This window comes from Micromonospora trifolii (genome assembly GCF_050516465.1).
GTDB lineage: Bacteria > Actinomycetota > Actinomycetes > Mycobacteriales > Micromonosporaceae > Micromonospora > Micromonospora trifolii.
Genome location: NZ_CP191526.1, coordinates 5100319 through 5113044, shown reverse-complemented (window position 1 = coordinate 5113044; position 12726 = coordinate 5100319). Strand labels below are relative to the sequence as shown.

Sequence of the window (12726 nt, the reverse complement as noted above, 5' to 3'; positions counted from 1 at the left end):
AAATGGTCGACATTCTGCATCAGGTCGGCGTCGTCGCTCCGCTCGCCGACGTCTACCGGGCCGTGGCAACCCCCGAGGGCGTCGCCGGCTGGTGGTCGGTCGACACGACCGGCAAGAGCGAGGTCGGCGGGCAGTTGGCCGTCCACTTCGGTGACGAGGGCGGGTTCGACCTGGAGATCCTTGAGCTGGACCCGGCTGGCCAGGTGCGGTGGCGGGTCGTCGGCGGCCCGGAGGAGTGGATCGGCACCGAGATCAGTTGGCGGCTCGACCAGCGGGGTCGCTACACGACCGTCGATTTCACGCACGAGGCTTGGCGTGAGCCGACCGAACTCATGCACGAGTGCAGCACCAAGTGGGCGATCTTCCTGATGAGCCTCAAGGAGCTGGTCGAGACGGGGCGCGGCCGGCCGGCGCCGGACGACGTCCAGATCAGCGACGGGCACTGACCTCGGTGCCGGTTGGACCGCCGGGGGATCGCACGCTTCGCCGCGAGATCGCGATCCCCCCGGCGGCCAGGCCGAGAGCGGCTATCGCCGCCGCGCAGAGCAGCAGCGTCGGGCGTGCGCCGATGGCGCTCACCAACGGGCCGCCCAGCATGGTGCCCAGGGGCACCGCCAGCACGAGGATGGCCCCGTTCGCGGCGAGCACCGCCGGGAGTTGCGCGGTCGACGTGCTGCGCTGGAACAGCGCCATCGAGGTGGATCGGTACGGTGCCCAGATCACGCCCGCGAGCGCGAAGGCCGGCAGCGACAGGCCGACCGGTGCGCCCAGGCCGAGGGGCAGCATGGCCACCCCGAACCCGATGACGATGCCGATGGTGGTGGCACGCAGCGGCCAGTCGCGAAGGTGGCCGGCGATCACACCCCCCAAGAGGCCGCCGAGACCAAAGGCGGTGTAGTAGGCGCCGAGCAGCGTCGCGGAGGCGTGCAGGTCGTCGGTGATGTGGATTGGCATCGCCACGTACACCGGTCCGAAGAGGAAGAAGAACCCGAGGCTCAACACCAGCAGGCCCAGCAGGGTGGGGTCGTGGCGGATGACCGCGAAACCGGCCGTCCGCGACGCGCCGCGCTCGGACCGACGGACGCCGCCGGTGACGGGAAGGGCGAAACGGTACGTGAGGGCCAGCGCGGCGAAGGTGACGGCGTCGACAGCGATCACCCACACCGGGCTCACCCAGCCGATCAGGATGCCCGCCAGCGGCGGGCCGACGATGGTGGCGAAAGCCGGCCGAAGACGACAGTCCCGGCCGCGCTGGGCAGCGTGTACGCCGCCATGGCCAGCGCGATCCAGGTGCCCCGCTGATCGTGCGGGGCGAGTTGGATGGCGAGCCAGGTCACCGCGACCACCGCCAGGCCGTCGCCCAACGCGGAGACGGCCAGCCCGGGCAGAACGCGCCGGAGCTGAGGGTGACTGACCACCGGCCAGTACGGCGAGGAGCGTGGGAAACGGGCGGCGTCCGGCATGCTGTCAGCTCACCCGGCGCGGGACCTGCGGATCAACACCTACTGCTACCAGCAGAATCAGCCGAGGGTGAAGGGCTCGAATCACCGGCTCGGGCGGTCGTCTTCATTCGGAGGACGGTCCCGGCGCTCGTCTGCTCCCGTTGCGGTCTGGCTGCCGAGCAACGCCGCGCGTAGTCGGTTGTTCTCGCGCTTGGCGCGACGGTCCCGGCCGAAAGCGGCGACGATGCAACAGATCCAGCCGAGGGGCACCAGCACCCGGCCGATCGTATGGGCGCTGCCGTGCTCGTTCTCCTGAAGGATCCAGCCGGCAACGAGCAGACCGAGCGCCAGCGCCAGGAGAGCCCGTTCGACTCGTTTGGTCATCCTGGTCACCCGCTTCCGCTGACGGAGATCGACCCCGGCCCCTCGGCGACAAGTCGTCGTGCCCACAGTGACACATCCACGCCCATGCCCTCGGGGCCGAAGTTGATCAAGCCTCCCGTGTCCGTCCGATCGGACAGCGAGCTGGCCGGATCACCGTTCCGGGCCGTCGTTCCCGCGGGGAGCGCGGAAGGACGAGCCGATGCTCGCCACGATCGAACCCACCGAGGCGAGCGCCACCGCCACCGTGCCGGCCGTGTCGGCACTGCCGTCCCCGGTCACCTTGAGGATGATGCCGGTGACCATCAGGACGACCGACAGAGTCAGGATTACCTGGATGGCTCGTCTGCTCATGGCGGCATCTCACTTTCCGGGCGGCGGGAGGTCGACTCGGGTTCCTTCACGTCGTGGCGATGTCACCCCGACTTCTCCGGAACCCGAGTCGACCAAACCGTTACTGGGCGCGGTAGACGGAGATGTGCGACGGGCTGTCGGCCTGGAACGGTCGTCGGTGCCAGTCGGCGTACCGCTCGGTGAGCCGGAGCCCTGCCTGCTGCGCCATCTCGTCGATCTGGTGCGGCCAGGCGTACCGCATGGCGAACGGCTTCAGGTGCACACCGTCCGCGTCGAACGTGATCGTCTGCCGGATGAACCGCTGCGCCGGCCGGTCGTACCGGTGCAGTCGGATCGTCGCGGAGTCCTCGGTGACCTCACGCACCTGCACCTGCTCGTCCGAGTCGAAGCTGCGCGGGTCGGGCACGAACGTCTCGATGACGAACGCGCCGCCGGGCGACAGCACCCGGGCGACGTTGCGGAAGCAGTCCGCCTGCCGCTCGGCGTCCACCAGGTTGAACAGGGTGTTGAAGACCAGGTACGCGAGCCGGAACTCACCGGCCACCGGCACGTCCGCCATGTCGGCGACGACCACCGGGATCTGGTCGCCGCCGGGTTTCGCCCGTAGCTGCGCGAGCATCTCCTCGGACGCCTCGACGCCGTGCACGGCGAGGCCGCGTTCGGCCAGCGGCAGCGCGACCCGGCCGGTGCCGATCGCCAGTTCGAGAACCGGGCCGCCGTCGGCCAGGTCGGCCAGGAAGTCAACGGCGGGAGCCGGGTCGGGGTTGGTGCCGCCGTCGTCGTATCCGGCGGCCCAGAGCCGGCCGAAGAGGCCGGGATCGTCGAAGACCGACATCAGCGGCCTCCGCGGTTGGGGTCAGTGGCGCCCAGCAGCGCCAGGGGAACGGTCCTGCTCACGAAGTCTCGATTCCTCGGGTCGGATGACGGTTGGTTCGGGGGACTTCGTTGTGTTGGGCATGGTGGCTGCTCCCTTCGCGCGGCTGTCGACCGAGGACACCAGAGACGCCGCGGGCCCGGCAAGGCATTTACGCCAGCCGGGCCCACGGTGGAACGTGTGGTCAGGAGATGTGGTGCAGGATCACGTTGTGCACGTGGTGGCTCTTCTGCGCGCCACGGAACTCCACCTCGTAGGTGTGCGTGCCGACGTGGATGGCGATGGCGCCGGTGGAGAAGAACGAACCACCCCACGACTTGTTGCTGACCACGCTCACGCTGGTGATCTTCGAGTACGGGATGCTGGTGATCGCGAACCGTTTCCCGACGAAGGACCGGTCCTGGATGATCACGCGGCGGTCGGTCAGCCCGATGAACCCGGTGCCGGTGCCGACGGCGTCGTAGACGGCGATGATCTGCTCGCCTTCGAGGAGGCCACTCTCGATCTGCTGGACCTGCTCTTTGCGGTCGTACGCGATGTTCGCCATGTATTCCAGGCTAGGAAACCGGTGCCAACGTGCCCACCCGGGCGAGGACCACGAACTCGCCGTCGCCGTGGCCGACGGGCTCGCCGTGCCAGCCCCCGTGGACGCGGTCCACGATGAAGCCCGCCCTGGTCAGGGAGGTGCGCAGCTCAGCCTCGGTGCGGAAGCGCAGGGTCGCCGAGCTGAGGAGTTCTTGCCCGTCGTCGAAGTGGTAGTGGTGGGTGAAGTCGACCACTCCGTCGCGTACCCCGATGACCTCGGTCCAGGCGCGGACCTCGCCGCCGTCGGGCAGCGTGAGCAGCCGGTGCGAATCCACCGGGTTCCACAGCTCCCAGCGACGGTCCGCCGGGTCGCGCGCGTCGAACACAAGCCGGCCGCCGGGCACGAGCGCCCGGGCCAGGTCGGCGAGGGTACGCGCCCACTCCGCATCGTCCACGAAGAACTGGGCGACGTGGCTGGTCAGCACCGCCACGTCGAACGCCCTCGCCGGCAGCAGCGCAGACGTGCCCGCGAGCCAGGTCACCCGCTCACCGCCCGGCTTGGCGCGCGCGGCGGCCAGGGACGCGCCGGCCGGGTCCACACCGGTGACGGTGTGGCCGGCGGCGGCGAGGGCAATGGTCAGCCGGCCGGTGCCGCAGCCGAGGTCCAGCACCCGCGCGGCCGGGGTCTCGTCGACCACCGTGTGGAAGAAGTCGTCGTCCGGCCCCCACCGGCACTCCGCGTCGTACACCTGGACCAGCCGGTGGTGGCGGAACTCGGCGTGCCTCATCGGGGGTTCGCGTCGGTCGCGGCGCGGACGAACTCGCGTACCCGGGAGGTGGTGTTGCTGGGCAGCCAGACCGGCCCTCGTTCGATCGGTGGCGCGTCGTGGATGGGCACGTACGCCACGTCGGGGCGCGGGTAGTAGCGCCGTGTGTGCTCGCCCACCGGCAGGACGCCCCGGCCCAGCGCGACCAGGGACAGCATCTCGGAGAAGGTGTTCCCGGCGGGTCCCTTCGGCACGGGCCGGCCGGACGGGGTGCGCTCCGGGGTGCGGTCCCGCTTGAACTCCAGCGAGGTCACGGTCGGGTACTGCACGACCGGGTGGTCGGCGAGCACCTCCAACGACACCGACCGCTCCCGGGTGAGCGGGTGACCCGCCGCCACCGCCAGCACCCGATCCTCGGAGAGCAGCGCGGGGCCGGTGGCCATCCCGTCGAACGGGTACGAGGCGATCAACACGTCGGTCGAGCCGTCGAGCAGCCCGGATCGGGTGGTGGACAACTGCGCCTCGTGCACCTCCACCCGGCAGTCCGGGTGCCGTTCGCCGAACAGGGCCACCGCCCGGAGCAGCACCGGCGCGGTCCACTCGCCGAGGAACGCCACCCGCAGCGTCCCGGTCACGCCCCGGGCGGCGTCGGTGGCGCGGCGGACGGCCCCGTCCATCTCGGCGACCAGCGGGGCCAGCTCGTCGGCGAGCTGCCGGCCGATCGGGGTGAGCCGGACGACCCGACTGGTGCGGGCGAACAGCGGTGCGCCGATCTGGCGTTCCAGCTTCTTCACGATGTGGCTGACCCGGCCGGTGCTGACGGTCAACCGCTCGGCGGTTCGGCCGAAGTGCAGTTCCTCCGCGAGGGTCAGGAACGTCTCAACCTCGTACCGCTCCAGCACACCGTTCCCATCGTTGACCTGTGGGCAACGATCGTAGCGGCATCAGGTCTTGGTCGGCGTCCCTCGTTCGAGGATCGTGAACGCGGCAGGGAACACCGAGCGAAAGGCTCTGACGTGAGCATTGACGACTACCTGACCGGCCTGGCCGGCCCACTGCGCGAGATCGGCGAGAAGCTGACGCCGATCATCGCGGCGGCCCTGCCCGGGGCGACCGGCGCGATGTGGCACGGGCACCCGGTCTGGGGCCTGGGCGACCGGCCCGGCCAGCGCCCGGTCTGCCTGGTCAAGGCGTACGGGTCGTACGTCACCTTCGGGCTGTGGCGGGGGCAGGAGATCGCCGACCCGTCGGGGCGGCTGATCCCCGGTGCGCGGGCGATGGCGGCGGTGAAGTTGCGCGACGTCGCCGACATCGACCCGGCCCTGTTCAGCGGCTGGCTGCGCGCGGCGGCCCACCTGGAGGAGGCGTGAGCGCGGTGCGGGTAACCGGTTTCGACCACCTGGTGCTGACCGTCGCCGACGTGGAACGGTCCCTGGACTTCTACTGCGGCCGGCTCGGGCTGGCGCCGGTACGGGTGGACGAGTGGCGCGCGGGCAGCGTCCCGTTCCCGTCGGTGCGGATCAGCTCCGACAGCATCATCGACCTCGTCCGAGGCGAGCCGCACGGTGCGAACGTGGACCACTTCTGCCTGGTGGTGGCACCACTGGACTGGGCGCAGGTGATCGAATCGGGGGCCTTCACGGTGCTGACCGGCCCGGTCAGCAGGTTCGGCGCCCGCGGTTCGGCGACCTCGATCTACGTGCGGGACCCGGACGGCAACTCGGTGGAGCTGCGCTGGTACCCGCAGGACGCCGGGTCGGGTTCGGAGACGGTCGTCAGGCTTCGGTGACCGCCCGGTAGGCGTCCTCGATGCGGGCGGCCAGCAGCACCTCGCCCTCGGTCAGGGGCTCGCCGCTGCCGTGCCCGACCCGGATCTGGGTGCTGTCCGCCCGGCGGCTGATCTCGGGTCGCAGATGCAGCGCATCCGCGACGACCTTGACCCGTTCAGTTAGTGCGGCGTGTTGGGTATCGTCGATCACGAGCGTCCGTCGGATCTGCTCGCCCTCGCGCGTCCAACCAGATAGCAAGGTCAACGCGTCGGAAAGGTAGTCGTGCTTGGCCCTGCTGTTGAACAGCACGCGCATCACCGCACCCCCCAAGCGCCGTTGCCGGCTTGTGGCCAAATCGTCGCCATCCCGTGTCTTGTCGGTGTCTCCTAGTCTCTCGCTGCTCGGAGGGGGTGTCCACGCCCACACTTCCGTGTCTTATTGGCCTAGCGGACGGCTACGGTACCCAAACCGCCGATTGATCTGGCACCCTGGACGCCCGTGCGGACCGAACGGGCGAATGATGGCGGGCAGGCCGAACGACGGGACCTGAAGGTGATCGTGGGTGCGGCGATCATCCGGGATGGGCGGGTGCTCGCCTGTGCGCGTTCCGCCCCACCGGAGGTAGCGGGCATGTGGGAGTTTCCGGGCGGAAAGGTCGAGCCGGGGGAGGCCGAGACCGACGCGTTGATCCGGGAGTGCGCCGAGGAGTTGGCCGTACGTGTCGAGATCGGCGACCGGGTTGGCCGCAACGTACGGATGGCGCACGGCCGCTCGGTGCTCAAGGTGTACGCGGCCCGCCTGCTCGGCGACGACCAGCCACAGGCGCTGGAGCACGAGGCGCTCCGCTGGCTCACCGCCGACGAACTGGACTCGGTCACCTGGCTCCCCGCCGACGCCCCCATAGTGGCCGCCCTCCGCCCCCTCCTGCTCAGCTCGCGTTGATCATGAACTATTGCCACCGTGAGCGGCGTGTCGTGGCAATAACTTCATGATCACCGGGGTGGGCCGGGGGTGGGGCCAGGGTGCGCCGGGGGCGGGAAGTGGGACGGGGGCCGTGGCAACTGCCACGGCCCCCGTTGTTGTTCGGGTGGTTAGTGCTTGTTGTCCTGCTCCGGGTGGGCGAAGTTGAGGTGCTCCGGAGGCAGCGGGAAGGTCACGTCGTCGCCGAACGGCGACGGCGCGGCGGCCCGGTCGAAGGTGAGCTCGGTCAGCGGCAGCTTGCCCCGGTCGTCGACCGCCGGAGCGGTCGGGTGGGGCACCTCCCGGTGCCAGTTGACGCCGCTCTGCGCCTGCGCCTCAGCCCGCGAGTCGTGGGAGCCACCCGCGTGCGAGTGCACCCCACCCCGGGCGGAGCCCGGCGTCGCCGAGCCCTGACGGGCGGTGGTCACGCTGGTCTGGGGCGTCTCGCCCCGACGGAAGATCTTGCTACCAAGCCACACAAGGGGATCGTACCTGCGGTCGACGACCCGTTCCTTCATGGGGATGATCCCGTTGTCAGTGATCTTGATGTGCTCGGGGCAGACCTCGGTGCAGCACTTGGTGATATTGCACAAGCCGAGACCCTGTTCGGCCTGCGCGTACTCCTTGCGGTCGGTCCGGGCGTCCAGCGGGTGCATGTCCAGCTCGGCCGCCCGGATGAAGTACCGCGGGCCGGAGAACGCCTGCTTGTTCTCCTCGTGGTCGCGGATCACGTGGCAGACCGTCTGGCACAGGAAGCACTCGATGCACTTGCGGAACTCCTGCGAGCGCTCCACGTCGACCTGCTGCATCCGGTAGTCACCCGGGGCCACGTCCGCCGGAGGGGCGAACGCCGGGGTCTCCCGTGCCTTCTCGTAGTTGAACGAGACGTCGGTGACCAGGTCCCGGATGACCGGGAAGGTGCGCAGCGGGGTGACCGTGACGGTCTCGTCGTCGCCGAAGGTCGACATCCGCGTCATGCAACCCAGCCGCGGCTTGCCGTTGATCTCCATGGAGCAGGAGCCGCACTTGCCCGCCTTGCAGTTCCACCGGCAGGCCAGGTCGGGCGCGTCGGTTGCCTGCAGACGGTGGATGACGTCGAGGACGACCTCGCCCTCGTTCACCTCCACCATGTAGTCCTGGAGGTCACCGCCGCTCTCGTCGCCCCGCCAGATCCGGAACTGACGCTTCCCGCTCATCGGTTGTCCGCCTCTCCAGCGTCGGCAACGAGGGCGTCGAAGTCGGCGATCTCCTCGTCGGTGAGGTACTTGGCCAGCTCGGCCCGGTCGAAGAGGCCGATCAGCTCCGGCCGCATCTTCGGCAGCGGCTTGCGGGTCAGCTGCACGGTGTCGCCGTCCAGCGCGCAGACCAGGTTGACCTGCCGCCACTTCGGCTCCATCGCCGGGTAGTCCTCCCGGGTGTGCCCGCCGCGCGACTCCTGCCGCTCCAGCGCCGCCTTCGCGGTGCACTCCGAGACCACCAGCATGTTGCGCAGGTCCAGGGCGAGGTGCCAGCCCGGGTTGTAGCGTCGGCCGCCGGCCGCGCTCACCTTGGCCACCCGCTCACGCAGCTCGGCGAGCCGGACCAGCGCGTCGGCCAGCTCACCCTCCCGGCGGATGATGCCCACCAGGTCACCCATGACCGCCTGGAGGTCCTGCTGAAGGGTGTACGGGTTCTCGCCGGTGTCCCGCTGCAGCGGGGCGAGGGCGGTCTCCACGGCGACCTCGACCTCGTCCACGGCCACCTTCGGCCGGGCGGTCAGCCCATCGGCGTAGCTGGCCGCGTGCCCGCCCGCCCGCTTGCCGAAGACCAGCAGGTCGGACAGGGAGTTGCCGCCGAGTCGGTTGGAGCCGTGCATGCCGCCGGAGACCTCACCGGCGGCGAACAGCCCGCGTACGTGGCCGAAGGCGGCACCCGAATCCGGGTCCACCTCGACGCCGCCCATGACGTAGTGGCAGGTCGGGCCGACCTCCATCGGCTCGGCCGTGATGTCGACGTCGGCCAGCTCCTTGAACTGGTGGTACATCGACGGCAGCCGGCGGCGGATCTCGTCGGCCGAGCGCCGGCTCGCGATGTCCAGGAAGACGCCGCCGGCGGGGGAGCCCCGGCCGGCCTTGACCTCGCTGTTGATCGCGCGGGCGACCTCGTCGCGGGGCAGCAGCTCCGGGGGACGCCGGTTGTTGTCCGGGTCGGTGTACCAGCGGTCCGCCTCCTCCTCGGTCTCCGCGTACTGCTTGCGGAAGACGTCGGGGACGTAGTCGAACATGAACCGCTTGCCGTCGGAGTTCTTCAGGACGCCGCCGTCACCACGCACCGACTCGGTGACCAGGATGCCCTTCACCGAGGGCGGCCAGACCATGCCGGTGGGGTGGAACTGGAGGAACTCCATGTTGATCAGCGTCGCCCCGGCGCGCAGCGCCAGCGCGTGCCCGTCCCCGGTGTACTCCCAGGAGTTCGAGGTGACCTTGTAGGAGCGCCCGACGCCGCCGGTGGCCAGCACGACGGCCGGTGCCTCGAAGAGGATGAACTCGCCCGACTCGCGGTAGTAGCCGAACGCGCCGGCCACCCGGTCACCGTCGAGCAGCAGCTCGGTGATGGTCGTCTCGGAGAACACCCTGATCCGGGCGTCGTACGAGCCGAACTCCCGCTGGTCCTCCTGCTGGAGCGAGACGATCTTCTGCTGGAGGGTGCGGATCAGCTCCAGACCGGTCCGGTCGCCCACGTGCGCCAGGCGCGGGTACTCGTGGCCACCGAAGTTGCGCTGCGAGATCTTGCCGTCCTTGGTGCGGTCGAAGAGCGCACCGTACGTCTCCAGCTCCCAGATCCGCTGCGGCGACTCCTTCGCGTGCAGCTCGGCCATCCGGAAGTTGTTGAGGAACTTGCCGCCGCGCATGGTGTCGCGGAAGTGCACCTGCCAGTTGTCCCGGCTGTTCACATTGCCCATCGCGGCGGCCGCGCCGCCCTCGGCCATCACCGTGTGCGCCTTGCCGAACAGCGACTTGGAGATGATCGCGGTCTTCTTGCCGGCCAGCCGGGCCTCGATCGCCGCGCGCAGGCCGGCGCCGCCGGCCCCGATGACGACGACGTCGTAGTGGTGTCGTTCGATGCGAGTGGTTGTGGTCATGTCAGGGGCCCTTTAGTTGATGAACCGCAGGTCGGAGAACCAGCCGGCCGCAAGCGCCATGATGTAGAAATCGGCCAGCGCCAGGGTGCCGAGGGTGATCCAGGCGAGCTGCATGTGCCGGACGTTCAACGCCGAGACGAAGGTCCAGGCCTTGTACCGCACCGGGTGCTTGGAGAAGTGCTTGAGCCGGCCGCCGATGATGTGCCGGCAGGAGTGGCAGGAGATCGTGTACGCCCAGAGCATCACCACGTTGAGCAGCAGGATGATGTTGCCCAGCCCGAAGCCGAAGCCCTTCGGCGAGTGGAAGGCGAGGATCGCGTCCCAGGTGTTGATCAGCGAGATGATCGCGGCGGCGTAGAAGAAGTAGCGGTGCAGGTTCTGCCCGAGCAGCGGGAAACGGGTCTCACCGCCGTACTCCTTGTGACCGTCCGGGACCGCGCAGGCCGGCGGCGACAGCCAGAACGACCGGTAGTAGGCCTTGCGGTAGTAGTAGCAGGTGAGCCGGAACAGCAGCAGGAACGGCAGGGTCAGCGCGGCGTCCGGGATGATCCACCAGCCGGGCAGGAACCGGCCGAAGTGCGAGGCTTCCTCGACACACCGGTCGGTCACGCACGGGGAGTAGAACGGGGTCAGGTAGTGGAACTGGTCCACCCAGTACCACTTGTGCATGAAGACCCGGACCGTCGCGTACGCGACCCAGGCGCTGAGCCCGATCACGGTGATCAGCGGGGCGAACCACCATCGGTCGGTACGCAACGTCTTCGCCGCGATGGCGGCGCGCGCCCGCGCCCCCCTCGGCCTCGTTGCCGTTGAAGTCATTCGAGTCGTCTCCTCGACGGGCCCGTACGGGCGGGCTGGTCTCTCTCCGGTCGGCACGCGGACCGGCGAACCCGCACCCGCTGCCACGTCATGCGCACACCAACGACCACGCCGGATCGACCGACGCAGCTAAGTGACACACGTTACGCCGATCTCCGCGAGCCGTCCGCGCAAGGGAGTGTCCCGTGTGTCTGGCCTGCGGAAAAGCCCTCGACGCGTCGGTTTGGCGCGCGTCGTCGAGAACGGCAGCGCGTCGCCGAAACGTCAGCCGGAGGCGCCTCCGGTGAAGTGCCAGGACGCCAGCCGCAGCGAGGGCGCCGCCCACCAGGCACCGTCCACCCGCTCCGGTTGGCGCACCGCCCGCGCGCCCAGCCCGAGCACCGCCCCCGGCCCGAGCGCCCGTGGGTACGACTCGGTGAACCGCAGGTCACGGACCGCCCGGACGACAGTGCCGTCCTCGATCAGCCAGACGCCGTTGCGGGTCAACCCGGTGACGACGAGGCTCTTCGGGTCGAGCACCCGCGTGTACCAGAGGTCGGTGACCAGCAGCCCTCGGCGTACGCCGGCCACCAACGCGGCGGTGTCCGCGTCGACGACCGCCCCGGCCGCCGCGCCGGTCGTGCTCCGGCCCACCGCACTGGCCGGGCCCGCCACCGCGCCGGTCAGCCGCAGGTTGCGGGGCATCGGGCCCCAGGTGGCGCCCCCCGCCACCGCGTGCCCGGTGGACTCCGCGCCCGCCTCGGCGGCGGTCCGGCGGTCGTGCGCCACCGCCCGGGTGGTGCCCGCCTCGACCAGCGTCAGCGCCCCTCGGCCGGTGCCCTCCGCGTCGAACGGCAACCCGGACCCGCCCAGCGGGTCGTCCACCAGGGTCACCGCCCGGTCGAACTGGGCCGCGCCCGGCTCGGCGAACGACTGCCGCTCGGCGTACCGCTTGCCGTTGAAGCCGTAGAAGGACAGGTTCTGCAGGAGGTCCGCCACGGCGGCCGGCTCGAACACCACCTCGTAGTGCCCCGGAGGCAGTTCGACCGGGTCGGCCGCCGCCTGGGCCTTCGCGGCCGCCTGCGCGCCCAACTCGGCGCCGTCGAGGTCGGACAGCCGGTCGGCGCTGCGCCGGGCCACCCCGTCCGCGCCATCGCGACGGGCGATGCCGTCCATCGCCGCTTCCACCGAGCGGCCGTACGCCGAGTGCCCGGCCGAGTTGGCGAACGCCGACGAGCGGTGTGCCGTGCGGCAGTAACCAGCGGTGCTGAGGCCCCCGGCAGCGGCCACGAACGCCCCCACCCGATCGGCCCGCTGATCCGGCTCGGCGTGCGCGGTGGCCTCGTCGACGGGCGGGGCGTCCGGCGTGGGCATGGGCGGAGCCAGCCCCGGCCAGCCCGGGTCCGGCGGGCAGAGCCGCGCCGCGGCCAGGGTGCGCTCCACCAGGGCGGACAACCCGTCAGCGGTGACCACGCTGCCGCCGCCGGCAGCCGTCCGACCGTCGATGTGCACCCGCAGCCGGACCCCGACGGTCGACTCGGAGACGTTCTGGTGGATGCCCGAGTTGGCGAACCGGGTCAGCGCCAGGTCCGCCCGCGTCACCAGCGCCTCGGCCTGCGCGGCCGGCCCGCCAAGACGCCGGACCAGCTCCACGACCTGCCCCGCCAGCTCCGCCTCCGTCTGCCCACTCATGCCGAGCCGCCTTTCGTTCGCGACTGCGGGGCTCGCAACCCCG

Annotated in this window: 15 protein-coding genes and 1 pseudogene; 4 read left to right on the top strand and 12 right to left on the bottom strand. The window is 70.5% G+C overall.

The features are described 5' to 3' along the window. Positions 1–2: 2 nt before the first annotated feature. Positions 3–446 (top strand): SRPBCC family protein, encoded by a 444-nt coding sequence (locus ACQRWP_RS23710; protein ID WP_430497820.1) that lies wholly within the window; start codon positions 3–5, stop codon positions 444–446. Here ACQRWP_RS23710 and ACQRWP_RS23705 read toward each other — a convergent pair. The 7 genes and pseudogenes from ACQRWP_RS23705 to ACQRWP_RS23675 all read right to left on the bottom strand — a co-directional run bounded on the left by ACQRWP_RS23705 (position 430) and on the right by ACQRWP_RS23675 (position 5245). Continuing rightward, positions 430–1463, bottom strand: a pseudogene (locus ACQRWP_RS23705) (MFS transporter). The gene ACQRWP_RS23710 and the pseudogene ACQRWP_RS23705 overlap by 17 nt on opposite strands. Before the next feature lie 81 nt (positions 1464–1544). Continuing rightward, positions 1545–1826 carry a hypothetical protein gene (locus ACQRWP_RS23700; protein ID WP_430497818.1) on the bottom strand — a complete coding sequence of 94 codons (282 nt, stop codon included), beginning with the start codon at positions 1824–1826 and terminating at the stop codon, positions 1545–1547. A gap of 150 nt (positions 1827–1976) precedes the next feature. After that, positions 1977–2177, bottom strand: coding sequence for a hypothetical protein (locus ACQRWP_RS23695; RefSeq protein WP_430497816.1), 201 nt, complete (start codon positions 2175–2177; stop codon positions 1977–1979). Between the two features lie 100 nt (positions 2178–2277). Continuing rightward, positions 2278–3012: a class I SAM-dependent methyltransferase gene (locus ACQRWP_RS23690; RefSeq protein WP_430497814.1), complete on the bottom strand. Its 735-nt coding sequence runs from the start codon at positions 3010–3012 to the stop codon at positions 2278–2280. Positions 3013–3235: 223 nt separating this feature from the next. Further along, the gene (locus ACQRWP_RS23685; RefSeq protein WP_030337500.1) at positions 3236–3598 is read right to left on the bottom strand and encodes a PH domain-containing protein; all 363 of its coding nucleotides are present in this window, start codon (positions 3596–3598) and stop codon (positions 3236–3238) included. A 10-nt stretch (positions 3599–3608) separates the two neighbouring features. After that, complete coding sequence (locus ACQRWP_RS23680) at positions 3609–4364, bottom strand: class I SAM-dependent methyltransferase (protein WP_430497812.1); 756 nt, start codon at positions 4362–4364, stop codon at positions 3609–3611. Further along, a complete protein-coding gene (locus tag ACQRWP_RS23675; RefSeq protein WP_430497811.1) occupies positions 4361–5245 on the bottom strand; it encodes a LysR family transcriptional regulator in 885 nt (294 codons plus the stop codon). Before ACQRWP_RS23675 ends, ACQRWP_RS23680 begins: the two co-directional genes overlap by 4 nt. Before the next feature lie 114 nt (positions 5246–5359). Here ACQRWP_RS23675 and ACQRWP_RS23670 point away from each other — a divergent pair, with 114 nt between their 5' ends. Then, entirely contained in the window at positions 5360–5713 is a 354-nt protein-coding gene (locus ACQRWP_RS23670; RefSeq protein ID WP_430497809.1) for a DUF1801 domain-containing protein, read from the top strand. Next, complete coding sequence (locus ACQRWP_RS23665) at positions 5710–6132, top strand: VOC family protein (RefSeq protein ID WP_430497807.1); 423 nt, start codon at positions 5710–5712, stop codon at positions 6130–6132. The genes ACQRWP_RS23670 and ACQRWP_RS23665 overlap by 4 nt, the downstream gene beginning before the upstream one ends. Here ACQRWP_RS23665 and ACQRWP_RS23660 read toward each other — a convergent pair. After that, positions 6119–6427 carry a 4a-hydroxytetrahydrobiopterin dehydratase gene (locus ACQRWP_RS23660; RefSeq protein WP_112604995.1) on the bottom strand — a complete coding sequence of 103 codons (309 nt, stop codon included), beginning with the start codon at positions 6425–6427 and terminating at the stop codon, positions 6119–6121. The genes ACQRWP_RS23665 and ACQRWP_RS23660 overlap by 14 nt on opposite strands. 183 nt (positions 6428–6610) lie before the next feature. Here ACQRWP_RS23660 and ACQRWP_RS23655 point away from each other — a divergent pair, with 183 nt between their 5' ends. Then, complete coding sequence (locus ACQRWP_RS23655; RefSeq protein WP_430497805.1) at positions 6611–7054, top strand: (deoxy)nucleoside triphosphate pyrophosphohydrolase; 444 nt, start codon at positions 6611–6613, stop codon at positions 7052–7054. A gap of 149 nt (positions 7055–7203) precedes the next feature. On the opposite strand, the gene ACQRWP_RS23650 is transcribed toward ACQRWP_RS23655, so the two are convergent. The 4 genes from ACQRWP_RS23650 to ACQRWP_RS23635 all read right to left on the bottom strand — a co-directional run bounded on the left by ACQRWP_RS23650 (position 7204) and on the right by ACQRWP_RS23635 (position 12683). Then, on the bottom strand, positions 7204–8268 hold the full coding sequence (locus ACQRWP_RS23650; RefSeq protein ID WP_430497803.1) for a succinate dehydrogenase/fumarate reductase iron-sulfur subunit: 1065 nt from the start codon (positions 8266–8268) through the stop codon (positions 7204–7206). After that, entirely contained in the window at positions 8265–10193 is a 1929-nt protein-coding gene (locus tag ACQRWP_RS23645; protein WP_430497801.1) for a fumarate reductase/succinate dehydrogenase flavoprotein subunit, read from the bottom strand. The genes ACQRWP_RS23650 and ACQRWP_RS23645 overlap by 4 nt, the downstream gene beginning before the upstream one ends. 12 nt (positions 10194–10205) lie before the next feature. After that, positions 10206–11012: a hypothetical protein gene (locus ACQRWP_RS23640; protein WP_112583731.1), complete on the bottom strand. Its 807-nt coding sequence runs from the start codon at positions 11010–11012 to the stop codon at positions 10206–10208. 264 nt (positions 11013–11276) lie between these two features. Further along, positions 11277–12683 carry a TldD/PmbA family protein gene (locus tag ACQRWP_RS23635; RefSeq protein WP_430497799.1) on the bottom strand — a complete coding sequence of 469 codons (1407 nt, stop codon included), beginning with the start codon at positions 12681–12683 and terminating at the stop codon, positions 11277–11279. Positions 12684–12726 lie beyond the last annotated feature (43 nt).

Excerpts from the sequence above, each read along its gene's own strand:
- ACQRWP_RS23690 (WP_430497814.1), bottom strand. The coding sequence starts at position 3,012 with ATGTCGGTCTTCGACGATCCCGGCCTCTTCGGCCGGCTCTGGGCCGCC.
- ACQRWP_RS23695 (WP_430497816.1), bottom strand. The coding sequence starts at position 2,177 with ATGAGCAGACGAGCCATCCAGGTAATCCTGACTCTGTCGGTCGTCCTG.
- ACQRWP_RS23635 (WP_430497799.1), bottom strand. The coding sequence starts at position 12,683 with ATGAGTGGGCAGACGGAGGCGGAGCTGGCGGGGCAGGTCGTGGAGCTG.
- ACQRWP_RS23700 (WP_430497818.1), bottom strand. The coding sequence starts at position 1,826 with ATGACCAAACGAGTCGAACGGGCTCTCCTGGCGCTGGCGCTCGGTCTG.
- ACQRWP_RS23710 (WP_430497820.1), top strand. The coding sequence starts at position 3 with ATGGTCGACATTCTGCATCAGGTCGGCGTCGTCGCTCCGCTCGCCGAC.
- ACQRWP_RS23685 (WP_030337500.1), bottom strand. The coding sequence starts at position 3,598 with ATGGCGAACATCGCGTACGACCGCAAAGAGCAGGTCCAGCAGATCGAG.
- ACQRWP_RS23650 (WP_430497803.1), bottom strand. The coding sequence starts at position 8,268 with ATGAGCGGGAAGCGTCAGTTCCGGATCTGGCGGGGCGACGAGAGCGGC.
- ACQRWP_RS23640 (WP_112583731.1), bottom strand. The coding sequence starts at position 11,012 with ATGACTTCAACGGCAACGAGGCCGAGGGGGGCGCGGGCGCGCGCCGCC.
- ACQRWP_RS23680 (WP_430497812.1), bottom strand. The coding sequence starts at position 4,364 with ATGAGGCACGCCGAGTTCCGCCACCACCGGCTGGTCCAGGTGTACGAC.
- ACQRWP_RS23660 (WP_112604995.1), bottom strand. The coding sequence starts at position 6,427 with ATGCGCGTGCTGTTCAACAGCAGGGCCAAGCACGACTACCTTTCCGAC.
- ACQRWP_RS23645 (WP_430497801.1), bottom strand. The coding sequence starts at position 10,193 with ATGACCACAACCACTCGCATCGAACGACACCACTACGACGTCGTCGTC.